At 48.0% G+C, this 18722-nt stretch carries 14 protein-coding genes; 6 read left to right on the forward strand and 8 right to left on the reverse strand.

Features of this window, described 5'->3' with window-relative positions:
* Positions 1–3: 3 nt before the first annotated feature.
* Entirely contained in the window at positions 4–1728 is a 1725-nt protein-coding gene (gene aceF / locus ACBP46_RS06120) for a dihydrolipoyllysine-residue acetyltransferase (RefSeq protein ID WP_371015853.1), read from the reverse strand.
* Between the two features lie 14 nt (positions 1729–1742).
* The gene (aceE, locus tag ACBP46_RS06125) at positions 1743–4448 is read right to left on the reverse strand and encodes a pyruvate dehydrogenase (acetyl-transferring), homodimeric type (protein ID WP_371015854.1); all 2706 of its coding nucleotides are present in this window, start codon (positions 4446–4448) and stop codon (positions 1743–1745) included.
* Between the two features lie 263 nt (positions 4449–4711).
* Between aceE and ACBP46_RS06130 the strand changes: the two genes are divergently transcribed.
* Genes ACBP46_RS06130 through ACBP46_RS06150 form a run of 5 tightly spaced genes read left to right on the forward strand, consistent with a single transcriptional unit; the run spans position 4712 to position 10634 of the window.
* On the forward strand, positions 4712–6469 hold the full coding sequence (locus ACBP46_RS06130; RefSeq protein ID WP_371015855.1) for a PAS domain-containing sensor histidine kinase: 1758 nt from the start codon (positions 4712–4714) through the stop codon (positions 6467–6469).
* Between the two features lie 2 nt (positions 6470–6471).
* Complete coding sequence (locus tag ACBP46_RS06135) at positions 6472–7095, forward strand: response regulator transcription factor (RefSeq protein ID WP_371015856.1); 624 nt, start codon at positions 6472–6474, stop codon at positions 7093–7095.
* Between the two features lies 1 nt (position 7096).
* On the forward strand, positions 7097–7960 hold the full coding sequence (gene folD / locus ACBP46_RS06140; RefSeq protein ID WP_371015857.1) for a bifunctional methylenetetrahydrofolate dehydrogenase/methenyltetrahydrofolate cyclohydrolase FolD: 864 nt from the start codon (positions 7097–7099) through the stop codon (positions 7958–7960).
* 20 nt (positions 7961–7980) lie between these two features.
* A complete protein-coding gene (locus ACBP46_RS06145) occupies positions 7981–10047 on the forward strand; it encodes a M3 family metallopeptidase (protein WP_371015858.1) in 2067 nt (688 codons plus the stop codon).
* A 5-nt stretch (positions 10048–10052) separates the two neighbouring features.
* Positions 10053–10634: an SCO family protein gene (locus tag ACBP46_RS06150; protein WP_371015859.1), complete on the forward strand. Its 582-nt coding sequence runs from the start codon at positions 10053–10055 to the stop codon at positions 10632–10634.
* Here the strand turns inward: ACBP46_RS06150 and ACBP46_RS06155 are convergent.
* Together ACBP46_RS06155 and ACBP46_RS06160 are read right to left on the reverse strand one after the other, a co-directional pair.
* Positions 10631–12016: a dihydrolipoyl dehydrogenase gene (locus ACBP46_RS06155; protein WP_371015860.1), complete on the reverse strand. Its 1386-nt coding sequence runs from the start codon at positions 12014–12016 to the stop codon at positions 10631–10633. The two genes, ACBP46_RS06150 and ACBP46_RS06155, sit on opposite strands and share 4 nt — an antisense overlap.
* Before the next feature lie 40 nt (positions 12017–12056).
* Positions 12057–12260 (reverse strand): heavy-metal-associated domain-containing protein, encoded by a 204-nt coding sequence (locus tag ACBP46_RS06160; RefSeq protein WP_371015861.1) that lies wholly within the window; start codon positions 12258–12260, stop codon positions 12057–12059.
* Between the two features lie 162 nt (positions 12261–12422).
* Here ACBP46_RS06160 and cueR point away from each other — a divergent pair, with 162 nt between their 5' ends.
* A complete protein-coding gene (gene cueR / locus ACBP46_RS06165) occupies positions 12423–12821 on the forward strand; it encodes a Cu(I)-responsive transcriptional regulator (protein ID WP_371015862.1) in 399 nt (132 codons plus the stop codon).
* A 7-nt stretch (positions 12822–12828) separates the two neighbouring features.
* Here the strand turns inward: cueR and ACBP46_RS06170 are convergent, their stop codons facing one another.
* From ACBP46_RS06170 to ACBP46_RS06185, 4 genes are read right to left on the reverse strand one after another with little or no spacing between them, the layout of a single operon-like run.
* Entirely contained in the window at positions 12829–13401 is a 573-nt protein-coding gene (locus ACBP46_RS06170; RefSeq protein ID WP_371015863.1) for a nitroreductase family protein, read from the reverse strand.
* 8 nt (positions 13402–13409) lie between these two features.
* The gene (locus ACBP46_RS06175) at positions 13410–14135 is read right to left on the reverse strand and encodes a pyridoxine 5'-phosphate synthase (protein WP_371015864.1); all 726 of its coding nucleotides are present in this window, start codon (positions 14133–14135) and stop codon (positions 13410–13412) included.
* A gap of 8 nt (positions 14136–14143) precedes the next feature.
* On the reverse strand, positions 14144–15568 hold the full coding sequence (locus tag ACBP46_RS06180; protein ID WP_371015865.1) for an efflux transporter outer membrane subunit: 1425 nt from the start codon (positions 15566–15568) through the stop codon (positions 14144–14146).
* Positions 15565–18720: a multidrug efflux RND transporter permease subunit gene (locus tag ACBP46_RS06185; protein WP_371015866.1), complete on the reverse strand. Its 3156-nt coding sequence runs from the start codon at positions 18718–18720 to the stop codon at positions 15565–15567. The genes ACBP46_RS06180 and ACBP46_RS06185 overlap by 4 nt, the downstream gene beginning before the upstream one ends.
* Positions 18721–18722 lie beyond the last annotated feature (2 nt).

Raw genomic sequence — 18722 nt, forward strand, 5'->3', positions numbered from 1 at the left:
CCTTTATAGGACGATGCGACGGAAATCAGCAAGCAATTGCCCTAGATAGGCGTTAAAACGTGCTGCTGCCGCTCCATCAATAACGCGATGGTCATAAGACAGAGACAAAGGCAACATTAAACGTGGCTCAAAGTCTTTACCATTCCAAATAGGCTGCATGCTAGAACGGGATACACCTAAAATAGCCACCTCGGGCGCATTAATAATAGGAGTAAAGTCCGTGCCACCTATACCCCCCAAGGAGGAAATAGTGAAGCACCCACCCTGCATTTGCGCAGCGGATAACTTACCATCACGAGCTAGTGCGGCAAGCTCGCCGGTTTCTTGGGCAATATCCATAATGCCTTTTTTATCCGCATCCTTAATAACAGGTACCACCAACCCATTAGGAGTATCGGCTGCAAAACCAATATGAAAGTATTTTTTCAGAACGAGATTATCGCCATCTAAAGAGGCATTGAACTCGGGGTATTTTTTTAGCGCGGCTACACATGCTTTGATAATAAATGCCAGCATGGTTAAGCGCGTTGCTGCACCCGACTTTTTCCCTTCTGCATTAAGTTGTTGGCGGAAGGCCTCTAAATCTGTGATATCTGCCAAATCGTTATTAGTAACATGAGGAATCATGACCCAATTACGATGCAAATTAGCACCAGAAATTTTCTTAATGCGGGATAAAGGCTGAGTTTCTACTTCGCCAAAGCGACTGAAATCAACCTTGGGCCATGGCAACACCTGAAAATCGCCAGAGACCGTTGCAGCGGCTGAGCTACTTGTGGCGGCTGCGCCACCTGCTAAAGCTTGTTTAACAAAGTTGCGCACGTCCTCGGGCTTAATACGCCCTTTGCTACCTGTACCCGATACCAGATTTAAATCTACCCCTAATTCACGGGCAAATTTACGCACTGATGGCGAAGCATGCGGCAAATTGCGTAAAGGCACATTTGCATCAGCAAATGACGAGGTGGGTGATTGACGTTGAGGTGGCACAGATGCCATTTCACCTGCAGTAGTGCTAACCACAGCAGGCGCTGCGGTCTTTGCTGTCTCGGCAGGTTTAGACTCAGTAGAGGCAGGCTCAGCTGTTTTAGACTCTGGAGCGGCAGCCGCTTTTGTGTCTGGGCTTGCAGCCTTGCCTGCCGCTGCGCTTATGGTCAGCTCAAGCAAATCTGCACCTTGTGATACCTTATCGCCCACCTTCACCAAGACTTTTTGTACTGTACCGGCGTGAGTGGAGGGAACCTCCATGGACGCTTTTTCGGTTTCAAGGGTAATAATGCTTTGGTCCACATCAATGTGATCACCAGTCTCTACCAGCACCTCGATCACATCCACATCGTGCGCATCGCCAATATCAGGCACTTGTACCACTATAGTCTGAGAGGATGCTTCAGTAGAGTCAGGCTCTTTAGGCTCAGGCGCTGCTGCCGCAGCCGGAGCAGCACCTTCTTCGGCCGATGCTTCTGTTGGGGCAGTACCGGCTGTAGCCGCCGCGCCTAGCTCAAGAATTAAGGAGCCTTCACGTACCTTGTCACCCAGCTTTACTTTAATGGATTGCACCACTCCAGCGTGAGAAGAGGGAATTTCCATTGAGGCTTTATCTGACTCAACGGTAATTAAGCTTTGATCGACCTCAACGCTGTCTCCCTCTTGGACTAGGATTTCAATAACATCTACATCCTCATCACTACCGATATCGGGAACAATGACTTGAATCGTTTCACTCATGATTATCTCCCCAATTAAACGTGATGTGGGTTGGGTTTATTTGGATCAATTCCGTATTTTTCCATGGCCTGGATGACTTTATCCATCTCGATCTTGCCCTCATCCGCCAACGCCCGTAACGCACCCAGCACCACAAAGTGACGATCTACCTCGAAGTGAGAACGTAGCTTGGAGCGGAAATCTGAACGACCATAGCCATCGGTACCCAATACACGATAAGTGCGACCCTCTGGCACAAAAGCACGAATTTGGTCGGCAAAGGTCTTGATGTAGTCTGTAGACGCCACAATAGGACCTTCAGTTTGCTGCAACTGCTGGGTTACGTATGGCACAGGGATATCTTTAGCTGTTGGATTCAATAGCGCATAGCGTTCGCAATCTAAGCCTTCTCGACGTAGCTCGGTAAAGCTCGTAACGCTCCAGACGTCGGAACCAATACCCCAGTCTTTGACTAGCAAGTCTTGCGCCGCAATCACTTCACGCAAAATCGTACCTGAGCCCATTAATTGAACGCGGTGCTCACCTTCGGTCGATTTAAATTTGTACATACCACGCAAGATGCCTTCCTCGTCTCCGTCTTTAAGACCTGGCTGTGCGTAGTTTTCATTCATCAGCGTTAGGTAAAAATACACATCCTCTTGGTTTTCAACCATGCGACGTAAGCCGTCACGCAAAATCACTGCGACCTCATGGGCAAAAGTAGGATCGTAGGATACGCAATTAGGTATAACGGAGGCTTGAATGTGACTTTGACCGTCTTCGTGCTGCAGCCCTTCACCATTTAATGTCGTACGACCCGCAGTGCCACCCAAGACAAAACCACGCGCTTGCATATCACCCGCTGCCCATGCTAGGTCGCCAAAACGCTGGAAACCAAACATGGAGTAGTAAATGAAAAACGGGATCATGATTCGATTGTTGCTGGAGTACGAGGTTGCTGCCGCAATCCATGAACTAAATGCACCTAATTCGTTAATGCCTTCTTGGAGCAATTGTCCATTTTCAACTTCGCGATAGTACATGACCTGATCTTTATCTACAGGTGTGTACTTCTGACCTTCGGGAGCATAAATACCAATTTGGCGGAATAAGCCCTCCATACCGAAAGTACGCGATTCATCGGCCAAAATAGGCACAACACGTGGACCAAGCTGCTTGTCACGCAACAATTGGTTAAGGAAACGGACAAAAGCCTGGGTGGTAGAGATTTCACGGCCTTCTGCTGTGGGTTCTAATATAGCTTTAAACGCGCCTAATTCGGGGGTTGGCAAATGCTCATCCGCTTTAACACGACGTTTTGGTAAATATCCCCCTAATGCTAAACGGTGCTCGTGCAAGTATTTCATCTCGGGAGAGTCTGGTGCGGGCTTAAAGTAAGGCACCTCTTCGAGACGATCGTCAGGAATAGGAATATTAAAACGATCGCGAAACTCGCGAATGGACTCCACATCTAGACTCTTTTGCTGATGTGTGGGGTTTTTTGCTTGTCCTACATGGCCCATACCGTAGCCTTTAATGGTCTTGGCTAAAATAACGGTAGGCTGGCCTTTGTGCTTGGTTGCGGAATCAAACGCAGCATACACCTTATAGGGATCATGACCGCCACGATTGAGACGCCAGATGTCTTCATCGCTCATACGACTGACCATCTCTAGCAATTTGGGGTGTTTACCAAAGAAATGTTCGCGCACATACGCCCCATCGTTGGCTTTGTAGGCTTGGTACTCGCCATCGATGGTGTCTTCCATGACCTGACGCAAAATACCTTCTTTATCGCGTGCTAAAAGTGGATCCCAATACCCACCCCAGATTAGCTTGATGACGTTCCAGCCACCACCGCGGAATACTCCCTCGAGTTCTTGAATGATCTTGCCATTACCACGCACAGGACCATCCAGACGTTGTAGGTTACAGTTCACTACAAAAATGAGGTTATCCAGGTTTTCACGCGCAGCTAAGCCGATGGCACCTAAAGACTCGGGCTCATCCATTTCGCCATCGCCTAAAAAAACCCACACTTTGCGATGAGAGGTATCAGCAATACCGCGCGCATGAATGTATTTTAAAAAGCGTGCTTGATAAATGCCCATCAAGGGGCCTAAGCCCATTGAAACAGTAGGAAACTGCCAAAAATCTGGCATTAATTTAGGATGTGGGTACGACGATAAGCCTTTGCCGTCGACTTCTTGACGGAAATTATCTAGTTGCTCTTCGTTAAGGCGGCCTTCTAGGTAGGCACGCGCATACATACCAGGTGAGGTATGACCTTGGAAATACACCAGATCACCGCCCTCGCCGTTTGCATCTGCTTTCCAGAAGTGGTTTTGACCACATTCAATCATAGTCGCTAATGATGCAAATGAAGCGATATGACCACCCAGTGAACCGCCATCGGGTGGTGTGACTTGGTTGGCTTTAACCACCATAGCCATGGCGTTCCAACGAATATAAGAACGAATGCGCTCCTCTACTACCGGATCCCCTGGGTATTTGGGTTCTAAACCCACAGGAATCGTGTTCACATAAGCGGTATAAGGAGAATAAGGAATTCTAGAGCCTGAGCGTCGCGCAATATCGGTCAAACGCTCAATAAGATAATGGGCTCGGGCTGGACCTTCACGGTCTAAGACTGCTTCTAAAGCCTCTAACCACTCTTGGGTTTCTAGGGCTTCATCATGACTTTCATTTGCCGAGTTGGGTGCTTGATCTAGAGAGGACATAAAGCGTGTCTCCATGAGAATGAATATGAAGTCCGTATCAACAAGTCTTAACTGATTATTTTCACTATACCTTGTTATGCGCCACGAACCGCAAAACACAAAACCACTAGCAGGATTATGTTTCAGTTATTCTAAGAAAGAAAACCTAAAGGCTCAAGCAAATTTTCATTTTATGATACGTGTTTTCATAATGTGAAAAAAACGTGGTAACCATTTAGCTCTAATTCCGCTTACAATACGTCTTGGTCTTTATTTATGCTGCTATGCCTAATCATTCTAAAAAGTCGTTAATTCCGACCACCTTCTACGAGCAAGCTCGACAAAGCCGGCGGGGCTTTTATTGGTTAACGCCAGTCATCGTACTCATCCTATACCTCTGTGTGATGGGTGCTTTTTTTTGGCTCCAGCGTTTACAAAATGACAGTGTCATGTTTGTCACCATCGATCAAGAAATACGACAGCAACGACTGTTCTTGGTGGTATTAGCACTGTCACTAGTAATTATTTTCAGTTTACTTGCGCTCTGGCGTTACACCCGATTTCGCTCTCACGCCGAAGCCGCACTTATTGCAGAAACAGGGTTTAGGCGCGCGATGGAAAACTCCATGTCCACAGGGATGCGCGTCTTTGATATGTATGGCCGTATTGCCTATGTTAACCCGGCCTTTTGTCGCATGATCGGCTGGAATGAAGCCGACTTAATTGGCCGTACCGCTCCTTTTCCTTATTGGCTAGCGGGTCGACATCAGCAACACGAAGACATTCTCGAATTGCTTATGTCGGGGCGCACGCCAAGCAGCGGACTCGAACTCGAGGCTCAACGCCGTGATGGTTCACGTTTTACGGCTCGTATGTATGTGTCCCCCCTACGCGCGCCCAATGGTGAGCAAATTGGCTGGATGACTTCCATGACCGATATCACCGAGCCCAAACGCATTCGCGAAGCGCTTACGGCTGCGCATGAGCGCTTTATGACAGTGCTAGAAGGTCTAGACGATGCCATTTCCGTGGTAGCTGACACCCCCGAAGGCTTAGAACTATTATTTGCAAATCGTACCTATAGACGCATATTTGGTGCTCAGGCAAACGGCCACGCCGAGCTAATGGGCGGACGTCTGGGACGATTTACTGACGAAACAGTAGAGCTTTTTTCCTTATCAGCACAACGTTGGTTTGAAGTACACCACCGTATGCTGGCATGGACCGATGGCCGCCGTGTTCGTCTTCAAGTTGCCCGCGACATTACCGAGCGGCGTGAACATGAAGAGGCTTCACGCATTCAACAAGAAAAAGCTCAACTAACCAGCCGTCTTACTACGATGGGTGAGATGGCCTCGTCTTTAGCGCACGAACTAAATCAACCGCTTACTGCTATTAGCAATTACAGTATGGGTGCAGTCGCTATGATAAAATCAGGACGTTACAATCCTGAAACACTGGTAGAGGCGTTAGAAAAAGCCGCTCATCAGGCCGAACGCGCAGGCAAAATCATCAGCCGAATCCGAGAATTCGTTAAACGCAGTGAACCGCGACGTCAACAGGTTCCATTCTTGCCTATTTTAGAAAATGCCGTTGCTTTTGCTGACATTGATGCCCGAAAACGCCAAATTAGTTTAGAGCTCAGCCTTCCTGACCCACTGCCTGATGTATTTGCTGACCCAATACTTATAGAGCAAGTATTACTAAACTTACTTAAAAACGGGATTGAAGCCATGGAAGACAGCGACTATCCTATTTTACACGTTTATGTTACTCCCCAAGAAGGTAACATTGTGGAGATAGCAGTGGTTGACCGTGGCTATGGCTTAAAAGATCCAGAGCGTCTTTTTGAGCCCTTTTACAGTACAAAAAGCGAAGGTTTAGGTATGGGGCTAAATATTTGTAGAACCATTATCGAGTCACATCATGGCCGATTATGGGCTACCGATAATCCAGAGGGTGGGACGGTTTTCCGTTTTACTCTCCCTTGCGCAAAGCCCGCAGACCCAAGCCATCTCACTACTCACAACGAGGAGATTTAAGCATGAGCAGTACCCAATTAGCTTGTACTATTTTTATCGTAGATGATGATGAGGCCGTCCGTGACTCCTTGCGCTGGTTGCTCGAGGCCAACGGCTACCGAGTGAAATGTTTTTCTTCGGCAGAGGAGTTCTTACAGCACTACGATTCCGACCAGATCGGTGTGCTTATTGTGGATGTGCGCATGCCAGGAATGAGCGGTCTTGAACTTCAAGAAACGCTCATTGCTCGTAAATCTACCCTACCCATGGTGTTTATTACAGGTCACGGCGATGTGCCCATGGCGGTCACCACAATGAAAAAAGGTGCCGTTGATTTCCTTGAAAAACCATTTAACGAAGCCGACTTACGTGCCATTGTGGCCCGCATGACCGAACAGGCCATTGAGCAAGCCTCACAAGCCGCTCAGTTACGTAACCACGAAGCTGTTTTATCTCGACTCACCGCTCGTGAACAGCAAGTACTAGAACGCATTGTTGCGGGCCGACTAAACAAACAAATCGCTGGTGATTTAAACATCAGTATCAAAACGGTCGAAGCCCATCGCGCCAATATTATGGAAAAACTCGAGGTCACCACGGTGGCCGATCTTATGAAAATAGCTTTAGCTAAAACTGGAGAAAACTAATATGAGTTCTAGCAGTGCGCGCCTAATTGATGGCAAAGCCTTAGCGCAGCGCGTTCGATCCGAAGTCGCCGAGCGTGTCACAAAACTCAAAGACCAAGGCATCACACCCGGCCTAACTGTCGTCCTAGTGGGCGATGATCCTGCCTCGCATGTATATGTGCGTAATAAAGCCCTTGCATGCGAGCAAGCCGGAATGAACTCGAACGTTATCCGCTTAGCGGCTGACACCACACAGGCAGACTTGCTCGAACTCATCACCCAGCTCAATCATGACACCACCGTGCATGGCATTTTGGTTCAACTGCCTCTACCAGCTGGACTCGATGAACACGCTGTAATTGAAGCCATTGATGCTAACAAAGATGTTGATGGTTTTCATATTAGCAATGCGGGCTTATTGCTTACCGGCAAACCGCTATTTCGGCCTTGCACGCCCTATGGCGTAATGAAAATGCTTGAAGACGAACAGGTCACGCTTCGAGGTGCCGAAGCAGTAGTTGTAGGTGCTAGCAATATTGTCGGCAAACCTATGGCACTGCTCTTACAAGCCGAAGGTGCCACTGTTACCCTCTGCAATAGCAAAACCAAAGACCTGCGTGCTCATACCTCACGTGCTGACATCCTTGTTGTTGCAGTAGGTCGTCCCCATATGATTACTGGGGACATGATTAAACCTGGTGCTACAGTTATTGATGTAGGCATTAATCGCCTGGAAACAGGCAAGCTAGCCGGGGATGTGGACTTCGAGTCAGCCTTGCCGGTAGCTGGTGCTATTACGCCAGTGCCTGGTGGTGTCGGCCCCATGACTATAGCCATGCTTTTGGTAAATACCGTCGAAGCGGCTGAGCGTCTTTTAACCCATTAAATTCAAACGAGTTGTAGATTATGACTAACCCCTTGTTAGCTCCTATTGACCAATTAATTGATTATGCTGCTATTGATGCTGCTCATATTGAACCGGCTATTAAACAATTGCTGGCACAAGCTCGCAGCGCCGTCGATACCATTGCACACCAATCAACGGCCACATGGGAGTCAACTGTACCGGCTCTGCACGATGCAACAGAACAGTTGTGGCGCGCTTGGACCATTGTTGGTCATCTCAACTCCGTTATTAACAGCCCAGCGTTACGCGAAGCCAAAACGCAATGCTTGCCATTAATCACCGAATTTTCAACGTGGTTAGGGCAGCATCACGGGCTATATCAACAGTACCTCTCTTTAGCCCAAGCCCCTGTTTTTGCTCAATACAATGCCGAACAAAAACGCACCATCGAGCTGGCTTTGCTCGATTTCCGTCTGGGCGGTGTAGAGCTACAAGGCCAAGATCGTGCACGGTACGGTGATATTTCCGAACAACAAGCTCAGGCCTCTCAACGCTTTTCTGAAAATGTGCTCGACAGTATGGATCAGTGGGCGCTCTATATTACCGATCCCGCACAACTGTCTGGTATTCCTAATGATGTACTTTCCGCTTTCGCTGAAGCTGCCGCCGCAGATAAAAAAGAAGGTTGGAAAATTACTCTAAAAATGCCCAGCTATTTACCGGTAATGCAATACGCTGACAACCGAGAGCTACGACATACCGTCTACAAAGCGTATGCCACTATTGCTTCCGATCAAGCTGACAAACCCGAGCTAGACAACTCCAGCGTCATTGAAAACCTCTTAGCGTTGCGTGCCGAAGAAGCCCAGCTTTTAGGCTACAACAGCTTTGCAGAGCTACGACTCGAAACTCGCATGGCAGATAATGCAGATGAGGTAGTCCACTTTTTACACGACTTGGCTCAACGGGCTTTGCCTTTTGCGCGTAAAGACCTAGAGCAACTCAGGACCTACGCCCAGACCCTTGGCATCCATTCCTTTGAACCGTGGGATGCTGCTTATGTGTCAGAAAAATTGCGTCAAGCTCAATACAACTACTCAGAAGACGAAATCAAGCAATACTTTACTGAGCCCCAAGTTTTAACCGGCCTCTTTGAGGTAGCTCACACCTTGTTTGGCGTACGTATTAAAGCGGCCAACCTTTCTACTTGGCACCCCGATGTACGTGCTTACGAAGTATTTAATGATCAAGAGCAGTGCATTGGCTATTTATACATAGATTTATATGCCCGAGCGGGCAAACAGGGCGGAGCTTGGGTAAATAGCGAGCGTAGCCGTCGTCGTACTGCTACCGGTTTGCACTTACCTGTCACCTATTTGATTTGTAACTTTAGCTCTCCCCAGGACAACAAGCCTGCTTTGCTAACGCACGACGATGTCATCACCCTATTCCATGAAAGCGGCCATGCTCTGCATAACTTACTCTCTACTGTGGATGAACCAGACGTATCCGCTTTTGCGGCCGTTGAGTGGGATGCCATCGAGTTACCGTCTCAATTTATGGAGAACTTCTGCTGGGAGTTCCCCGTATTAACTACGCTTTCCTCGCATATAGACACACACGAGTCATTGCCTTTTGAGCTTTACCAAAAACTATTAGCAGCCAAAAACTTCCAAAGCGGTATGCAAATGGTGCGTCAGGTTGAGTTTGCCTTATTCGATATGCTGGTACATCACCAAACTCAAGGCCTCACCATTACGCAAGTGCTTGCTACGCTGGATCAAGTACGCAGCGAAGTCGCAGTAATCTTACCCCCGACATGGCACCGTTTCCCACACGCCTTCTCTCATTTATTTGCCGGCGGTTACGGCGCAGGTTATTACAGCTATAAATGGGCCGAGGTCTTGTCAGCAGATGCGTATGCCGCTTTTGAGGAAAACGCCTCCACTCTAGAAGACGGCAGCCGCAACACCCTAGACAAAGCCACAGGGCGTTTATTTAGGGATCAGGTTTTGGCTATCGGAGGGGTGCGCCCTGCTGCTGAAAGCTTTTATGCATTCAGAGGTCGCCAGCCGTCACCTGATGCGCTCTTACGTCACAGTGGCCTAATTGAAACCGCCGCTTAACGATTATGAAACGCTTATTTGCTTCTATTTTTCTTTTAATCGGACTGGGCTTAGCTCAATTAAGTGTGGCGAGCTCTCAGATTCATACCGTGCGTGGCTTTATGCCCGATCTCAAGTTCAACTTGATTTCGGCGCATAAACCCGAGTTCACTGAAAAAGACGTGCGCGGTAAAGTGGTATTAATGTTCTTTGGTTACGCAAACTGCCCTGACATTTGCCCCACCTCTATGGCACAGCTTGCCGATGTAATGGAAAAATTAGGGGACGATGCAGAAAAAGTACGTATTTTATTTGTTAGCGTAGACCCACATCGTGATACCGCCCCTATGCTTCAAGAATACGTAGAAAATTTTGATGATCGCTATGCGGTGGGCTTAACGGGTACACCTCAACATATTGCCGAGCTGGCGCGGCGTTATCGGGTTGCCTATCAAATAGAAAAGCCACGGGGGCATAACCCAAACGCCTACGAGGTCTCACACAGCCGGGGCGTGTATTTCTTCGATGCTAAAGGCAAAGCTCGCTATTTGGCTTCAGACTCCGAAGAGGTAGAAGCCTTGGTAGAAAAAGTTCGTACTTTGCTTTAGGTTTTGCTCTGGGCTACATCACGCAATGCTGTGCGTAGCCCTTCTTCAATTACCGGATGGTAAAAAGGCATAGCTATCATTTGCTGAATGGTTAGCTCCATTTGCAAACACCATGCCAATAAATGCGCTAGGTGCTCGGCCGCTGGCCCCACCATTTCCGCCCCCAAAAAGCGATTGTTTTGTTTGTCCGCATAAACACGTAGCAAGCCTGAGTTTTTCAACATAATACGTGACCGCCCCTGATTGGCGAAGTCCACCGCACCAATTTGTATTTGCTCTGGATCAAGCTCGGCATAAGCTTGCCCTACTTTTAATATCTGCGGTTCGCTAAACACAATGGATAAAGGCGCACGCCGAGCAACAGCTTTAGGTGTCTGAGGCCAATGGGCCGCATTGGCTCCAGCCTGATAACCATCGTCTGTCGCTTCATGCAATAACGGATGCAAAGCATTTGCATCACCCGCGAAGAACAAAGGCGTATGGGAAATATGCAACGTACTTTTATCAAATTGCGGCATGCCTTTTTTATCAAGCTGTGCCGAAGTATTCTCTAAGCCTAAATTTGCCACATTAGGCCTGCGCCCTGCAGCACTTAGTACAAAATCAGCATGCACTTGGTGCGCTTGCCCTTTTTGCGTGTAATGCACAATGACTTGGTTGTTTTTAATCTCTGTGCCGGTTACCTGAGCATCAAATTCAAGCTGTACCGTCTGCCCAAAAACCTGCTGTGCATAGCTAAGCACTTTAGGGTCGCTAATACCTGCCATGCGCTGACCTCGGTTTAAGATCACTACCTCAACACCCAAATGCTGTAAGGCAATGCCTAATTCAAGACCTATCACACCCGCCCCTACCACCACAATACGTTTTGGTAAGTCTTGCCAGTAAAACACATCATCCGTTTGAATCAGCCTATCGCCCGCATTCAGAAGCTCATCAGGAACAAACGAAGATGAGCCAGTCGCCAAAACCACACTATTTGTGGTGATGCGAGTGTGATTGTCGACTTGCACAGTATGGTCATCAAGTAGCTTGGCCCAGCCTCGAATTTTGTCTGCAGCAGGAATAGAGTCGATGTCTTTAAGTACAAAGCCTACAAAACGATCACGCTCATCGCGCACGCGCTGCATTACCGCTTTACCATCAATATGCACCGATTTCACATTCACCCCAAACTCATGGCTTTGCGCAACTGCAGCGGCTGCGTTTGCAGCAGCAATAAGTAGTTTTGACGGCATGCACCCCACGCGAGCGCATGTTGTGCCGTAATGATCGGACTCAATCAGTACTACCTGTTTATCGGCTTTTTTAGCTGCCTTATAAGCCGTCATGCCTGCCGTGCCTGCACCAATAACGACGACATCTACCTCGCGTTGTTGCATATGCTTTACCTCGCTTGAGTTTGGGTCTATGGATTAGGTATTAAGCCAACTGCGGGTTAAAACCAGCCGCTTGCAGCTTCATCATGACTTCTTGTGCTTCGACTTTCTCTGCTTCCACCGTTAACCAATGAGTGGCCGTATCCGCGGTCACTTTAGCTTGGGGAGAGAACGCGTGAATGGCTTCAGTAATCGTTTTGACACAATGCCCACATGTCATATCAGGCACGATAAACTCTTTTTTCATTCTGGTATTTCCTTAATAAACGGGTAAATAAATAAACGTCTATATGGCTACGTCTTGGCGATTTTCATTTAGTCGTTTACTCTAGCCTAACATAACCATGTTTACTCGCCTCTATTCTAGAGACAACAAAAACCGTTAAATCGTAATTAATTGATAAAAATCATGAGCACCTATAGCATCAGTCAGGCAGCCGCTCATAGTGGCCTAAGCAATAAACAAATTCGTGACTACGAGAGCAAAGGCTTATTGCATGCCGCGCCACGGACTGATAATGGCTACCGCATTTATAATGAACAGGATTTACATACCTTGTTTTTTATTGCTCAAGCACGCAAACTTGGTTTTTCCTTAGAGCAAATCCGTAATTTATTAGCCTTGTGGCAAGACCACCATCGCTCTAGCGCTCATGTCAAACAACTGGCAGAGCAACATATTCACGAACTGGAGTCCAAAGCCTTACAACTTCAACAAATGGCAGCTATATTACGCGAGCTGACGCAGCAATGTCACGGCGATGATCGCCCTGAGTGCCCAATATTAAAGGGGCTCGAAAGCCCCTGATTACATATTAAACGTTAGGTTCCCAGACCGAAACATGGTCTGAGACGGCAGGTCGCTCTTTAGGCTTGAGCGGTTCCGACAAACTACCTATCACCACAAAACCCAAAAATTCGTATTCCAGCGCATCAAAACCCAATGCTTGGGGCACACCATGAGTATAGGTACCAATTCCGGTACTCCAGAAGGCTCCGTAACCCAACGCATGCACGGCATTCAAGATATTCATAACTGCAGCCCCAGTGGCTAACATACGTTCGTGCTGGGGGATGCGGTCATTGCTGTGATCCACATACGAAGCCACTGCTAGCACCAATGGTGCACGGCCTAGCCAGTCGCGCATCGTTTTTTCTTTAGTGGGATTCAGCGGCTTAGACTCTGCCTCTAAGGTTTTAACTGCCAACTCAGCCAATTGCGCAATGGCCTCGCCTTGGATGCGTTTAAAACGCCATGGGCGTAAACGACCATGATCGGGCGCGCACATTGCAGTAGCTAAAATCTGCTGAATTTCCTCTTCGGATGGACCCGGCCCTTGGATGAGCTTTGTCGAGCTACGGCTTAATAAAGTAGATAAAACAGACATAGCACCTCTTAGTAAGTGGCAGAGCGAATTAATGCTTTCATATCGCGGACGGCTTTATCCCAGCCATCGAAGATGGCCTGTGCAACCACCGCATGCCCAATATTGAGCTCAGCAACACCAGGAATGGCCGCAACAGCTTGTACATTGCCATAATGCAAGCCATGACCCGCATTAACACGCAAGCCCAGCTTTACACCGTGTGCAGCACCTGTTCGAATACGCTCCAATTCGTGTTGTGCGGTGGCCTCGTCTTTGGCATCAGCATAAGCACCAGTATGCAATTCAATAACTGTTGCACCCGCGCGGTGTGCGGCTTCGATTTGCTCTACACACGCATCGATAAATAATGAAACACGAATACCGTGCGCTTGCAGTTTTTTTACGGCTGCATGCACAGAGTCAAAATGTGTTATGACATCCAGCCCCCCTTCAGTGGTGAGCTCGTTACGTTTTTCAGGCACCAAACACACATCTTCGGGTTTAACATCGCATGCAATAGCAAGCATTTCGTCTGTAATGGCACACTCAAGATTCATACGTGTGCGAATGGCTTTACGCATAGCGTATACATCCGCATCTTGGATATGACGTCGGTCTTCGCGTAAATGTAATGTGATTAAATCCGCACCCGACTCCTCGGCACGCACTGCAGCCAGAATGGGATCAGGATAAGAAGTTAAACGTTGTTGCCTCAAGGTTGCAACATGATCGATATTGACACCTAATTCAATCATTAAAAGTCCTATTCAATACTATCCAATTGCCAACCGCCCCCAAGGGCTTTATACAACATAACACGGTTTAACAAAGATTCCATGCCGGTCTGCACAAATCGCTGTTGGGCAGCGTACAGATTGATCTCAGCTGTTTGGACTTGCAAGAAGCTATCTATGCCCGTTTCATAACGCAGGTTAGCTAAACGAACTGTTTCTGCCGCCGCTTTTTCTGTAGCACGTAATGCATTCAACTGCTCGGCATAGGTCTGCTCGCCTGCCAACGCATCAGCCACTTCTTTAAAAGCCGTTTGAATGGTCTTTTCGTAAGTGGAGACGGCAATGGATTGACGTGCTTTGGCTAAGTCTAAATTGCCGCGCAGGGCTCCCCCTGCAAAGATAGGCGTAGTGATTTGTGGAGAATACTGCCAAAACGTGCGGCCCGAATCAAATAAAGCACCGAGTGAAGGGCTAGCAAAACCTAGCATGCCAGTGATGGAGATGTTAGGAAAAAAAGCAGCCCGAGCCGCGCCAATATTCGCATACGCCGCTTTGAGCTGATGCTCAGCAGCTAAAATATCTGGGCGACGCTCCAGCAAGCTAGACGGCAAACCTACGGGAATATCTGCCACAACCTGCTCTCTACCAAATGCAGTGCCAGCTGGCAAATCGTCAGGAATAGGCGTACCAACTAATAACGTTAATGCATTAAAGGCTTGTTTTTGGGCTCGTTGCATTTGTTGCGCATCGGCCTTGGCGCTTTCTAGCTGCATTACCGCCTGATTAAGCTCTAAGTCAGATGCGCTGCCTACGTCATAACGCAATTTCACCAACTTGTAAGAACGCTCGCGACTGGCAAAAGTGGATTGCGTTAAGTCATACAGTTGCTCTGCCGTGCGCATACGAAAATAGGCTTCTGCTAACTGCGCAATAAGATTAATACGTACCGTACGCTGAGCTTGTTCTGTAGCCAAGTATTGCTCGTAAGCTGCTTCGCTAAGATTGCGTACACGCCCAAAAAAATCAAACTCAAACGAAGTCACCCCTACCCCTGCTTGGAAGTAACGACTAATCGCAGGAGAATCCGGCCCACCTTGGCGTAAATCAGCAGGGTTTCGTGTCACTTGCGCGTTTGCCCCCGCCCCAATGGACGGGAAACGCTCGCTTTGTACCACCCCAAACTGGGCTTGTGCTTCGCTAATACGATCTACCGCAATGCGCAAATCACGATTGTTAACCAAAGCCAATTGAATTAAGGCATGCAACTGGGGGTCGGTAAAAAAGGTTTGCCACCCTAACTGATCTAAAGCCGAGCTATCTGCCACGGGTGTGCTGGCATCAAACTGCTCAGCAACGGGTGCGGCAGGCCGCTCATACACAGGGGCAAATGAACACCCTGCTAACACCAACGCAGCAGGCAAAGCCGTCAAACTGGTTTTAATGCCTAAACTCATGCTTTATCTCCTGTGGACTCAAACTCTTTAGCTTGTGCTCCTAGTAATCGAGGCTTGGTTTTAAATACTTTAATCACCGCCACAAAGAATGCGGGCACAAACATCACTGCCAAAGGTGTTGCAGCAAGCATCCCGCCCACTACGCCCAATCCGACTGCGTTCTGACTAGCAGCCCCTGCCCCGGTTGAAAGCGCTAAGGGGGTTACGCCTAAGATAAATGCAAATGAGGTCATAATAATTGGACGGAAACGCATACGGGCTGCCTCGATGGTTGATTCAATTAAATCCCCACCACGCGCCACAGCGTCTTTAGCAAACTCAATAATCAAAATAGCGTTTTTAGCTGATAGACCAATAACGGTGACCATACCGACTTGGAAATACACGTCGTTAGCCATACCCATTGCAGACACTAACAACACCGCACCCAACATACCGAGCGGCACAGCCAGCATGACCCCCAATGGAATTGCCCAGCTCTCGTAGAGCGCGGAAAGCAGCATAAACACCACCAAGATAGCCAAACCCATCAGGATTAAGCTTTGGCCGGAGGCTTGAATTTCTTGATAAGACAAACCAGTCCAATCGTAACCAAACCCATCTGGCAGCTGCGCTACTAGACGCTCCATTTCCGCCATGGCTTCACCGGTGGTGTAACCAGGAGCCGCAGAACCGCCAATACGGATCGACTCATAGCTGTTGTAGCGTACCACTTGGACAGGAGCCAACTCGGACTGAGCCGTCACAAAAGTGCTTAGCGGAACCATTTCCCCTTGGTTGTTTTTTGCGTTGAGCTTTAAAACATCCTCGATATTCATGCGGAACCGGTCTTCGGCCTGCACCCAAATATTTTCTACCCAGCCTGCATTCGTGTATTTACCAATATAAGCACCACCTAATGCAGTAGATATAAGGTTGGCAGCCTCGTCAAAGTTAACCCCTTGTGCCGCGGCTTTTTCACGATCAATGGTAAGACTCCATTGACGGCCTGGGCTGAGTCCTGTAATACGAGTTTGTGTTAACACAGGACTTTGGGCAGCCAGCTGCAACAATTGTTGTGAAGCTTCAAGTAATTGAGCTTGACCTAAGCTTGCTCGGTCTTCGAGGCGCATATCAAAACCAGCAGCATTACCCAAAGAGCTAATTGCTGGAGGCACCAGAGCAAACACCATGGAGTCAGGCAAGCCATATAGCAGATTTTGCATGGCTTTATTGCCTATTGCTCCTGCGGAGTCATCTGCTCCTCGACGCTCACTAAAGTCTTTAAGTGTCACAAAAGCAATAGCCGAGTTCAGACCGTTACCGTTAAAGCTAAAGCCTTGAACCGCCACAATGTCTTTAACCTGTGGTTGATCTTTAAAGTATTGCTCGACGTGCTCAATGATCTCTACGGTTCGGTTTGCGGTAGAGCCGGCAGGCAATTCGATGTTAGCCAACACAAAACCCTGATCCTCTTCGGGCAAGAAAGCCGTGGGCATACGCATATAAGCCCAGCCCAATAGCACCACTAGAAGCAGGTACACCAACATCATGCGACCAACGCCTTTTAAGCTAACGCCTACAAAGCGCATGTAACCGTGCGTGATTTTGCCAAAAAAACGATTAAACAACCCGAAAAACCCACGCTTTTCTGCACCATGCTGCCCTTTAGGAATGGGTTTTAAAATAGTTACACATAAAGCTGGAGTAAAGGCCAGAGCTAAAAAGCCCGAAAACATAATAGAGACCGCCATAGCCACGGCAAACTGACGGTAAATAACCCCCACTGAGCCAGACATAAACGCCAGCGGCAAGAACACAACCGACAAAACCAAAGTAATACCAACAATAGCACCACTAATTTGTGGCATGGCTTTGATGGTTGCCTCTTTGGGACTGAGCCCCTCTTCGGCCATGATGCGCTCGACGTTTTCCACCACCACAATCGCATCATCCACCAAAATACCAATCGCTAATACCATAGCGAACATAGTCAGTACGTTAATGGAAAAGCCCAAAGCGTTCATTACAGCCAAAGCACCTAAAATAGCAACTGGTACGACTAAGGCTGGAATGACGGTGTAACGGATGTTTTGTAAAAACACATACATCACAATAAACACCAACACCAACGCTTCAATTAAGGTATGAACAACCTGTTCAATGGAGGTTTCAATATAAGGAGAGGTGTCGTAGGGAATATCGTAACGAATACCAGCAGGGAAGAATTCAGATAGCTCTTCCATTTTGGCTTGAATGCCTTTAGCTGTGGATAAGGCATTGGCATCAGGTGCTAAGGACACAGCAAACGCCGCAGTGGTGTGACCATTTAAACGCGCACCGAACTGATAGTTATCGGCACCCACCTCTACGCGCGCCACGTCTTTAAGGCGCACTGAGGAACCGTCTGGATTGGCACGCAAAACCACGTTACCAAACTCTTCTGCGGTACGTAACTGACCATTAACCACAATAGGTGCCGTAACACGTTGTGAGTTAGGGTTTGGAGGGGAGCCTAAGATACCTGCAGAGACCAATACGTTTTGTTGCGCTAAAGCGGCATTGATTTCAGCCATGCTGAGGTTATAGCTAACGAGCTGCTCGGGATCAACCCACACACGCATCGCACGCCCAGCAGCAAACAGTTGAAATTTACCTACGCCTGGTACACGAGATATGGCGTTTTGCACATTACGCTTAATGTAATCGGCCAACTCCGTTTGATCTAAAGTGCCGTCAGTCGAAGACACAGCCACTACCAGCAAAAAGCCAGTGTTACTTTTCTCGATTTTTAGACCCTGCTGCACCACTGCCGCAGGTAATGTTGACGTAATATTAGCCACGCGGTTTTGTACATCAACCTGAGCCATATCAGGATCTGTACCAGGCTCAAAAGTGGCAAGAATATTGGTCTGACCATATGAATCACTAACAGACTCGTAGTACAAAAGACCAGGGGAACCGTTTAGTTCATTTTCAATTACACTGGCTACGCTACTGGCAACGTCTTCAGCAGATGCGCCTGGGTAAGTGGCGGTAATGGAAATAGTCGGGGGTGCTACCTCGGGATACTGCGATATAGGCATATTGGGCAAGGATAACAAGCCCAATAAGCTGATGCCCAAAGCAACGACCCACGCAAAAATGGGACGATCAATAAAAAACTGTGGCATAA

This window comes from Paenalcaligenes hominis (genome assembly GCF_041359055.1).
GTDB classification, from domain to species: domain Bacteria; phylum Pseudomonadota; class Gammaproteobacteria; order Burkholderiales; family Burkholderiaceae_B; genus Paenalcaligenes; species Paenalcaligenes hominis_A.

Coding starts and splice junctions, on each gene's coding strand:
- aceF (WP_371015853.1), bottom strand. CDS start 1,728: ATGAGTGAAACGATTCAAGTCATTGTTCCCGATATCGGTAGTGATGAG.
- aceE (WP_371015854.1), bottom strand. CDS start 4,448: ATGTCCTCTCTAGATCAAGCACCCAACTCGGCAAATGAAAGTCATGAT.
- ACBP46_RS06130 (WP_371015855.1), top strand. CDS start 4,712: ATGCCTAATCATTCTAAAAAGTCGTTAATTCCGACCACCTTCTACGAG.
- ACBP46_RS06135 (WP_371015856.1), top strand. CDS start 6,472: ATGAGCAGTACCCAATTAGCTTGTACTATTTTTATCGTAGATGATGAT.
- folD (WP_371015857.1), top strand. CDS start 7,097: ATGAGTTCTAGCAGTGCGCGCCTAATTGATGGCAAAGCCTTAGCGCAG.
- ACBP46_RS06145 (WP_371015858.1), top strand. CDS start 7,981: ATGACTAACCCCTTGTTAGCTCCTATTGACCAATTAATTGATTATGCT.
- ACBP46_RS06150 (WP_371015859.1), top strand. CDS start 10,053: ATGAAACGCTTATTTGCTTCTATTTTTCTTTTAATCGGACTGGGCTTA.
- ACBP46_RS06155 (WP_371015860.1), bottom strand. CDS start 12,016: ATGCAACAACGCGAGGTAGATGTCGTCGTTATTGGTGCAGGCACGGCA.
- ACBP46_RS06160 (WP_371015861.1), bottom strand. CDS start 12,260: ATGAAAAAAGAGTTTATCGTGCCTGATATGACATGTGGGCATTGTGTC.
- cueR (WP_371015862.1), top strand. CDS start 12,423: ATGAGCACCTATAGCATCAGTCAGGCAGCCGCTCATAGTGGCCTAAGC.
- ACBP46_RS06170 (WP_371015863.1), bottom strand. CDS start 13,401: ATGTCTGTTTTATCTACTTTATTAAGCCGTAGCTCGACAAAGCTCATC.
- ACBP46_RS06175 (WP_371015864.1), bottom strand. CDS start 14,135: ATGATTGAATTAGGTGTCAATATCGATCATGTTGCAACCTTGAGGCAA.
- ACBP46_RS06180 (WP_371015865.1), bottom strand. CDS start 15,568: ATGAGTTTAGGCATTAAAACCAGTTTGACGGCTTTGCCTGCTGCGTTG.
- ACBP46_RS06185 (WP_371015866.1), bottom strand. CDS start 18,720: ATGCCACAGTTTTTTATTGATCGTCCCATTTTTGCGTGGGTCGTTGCT.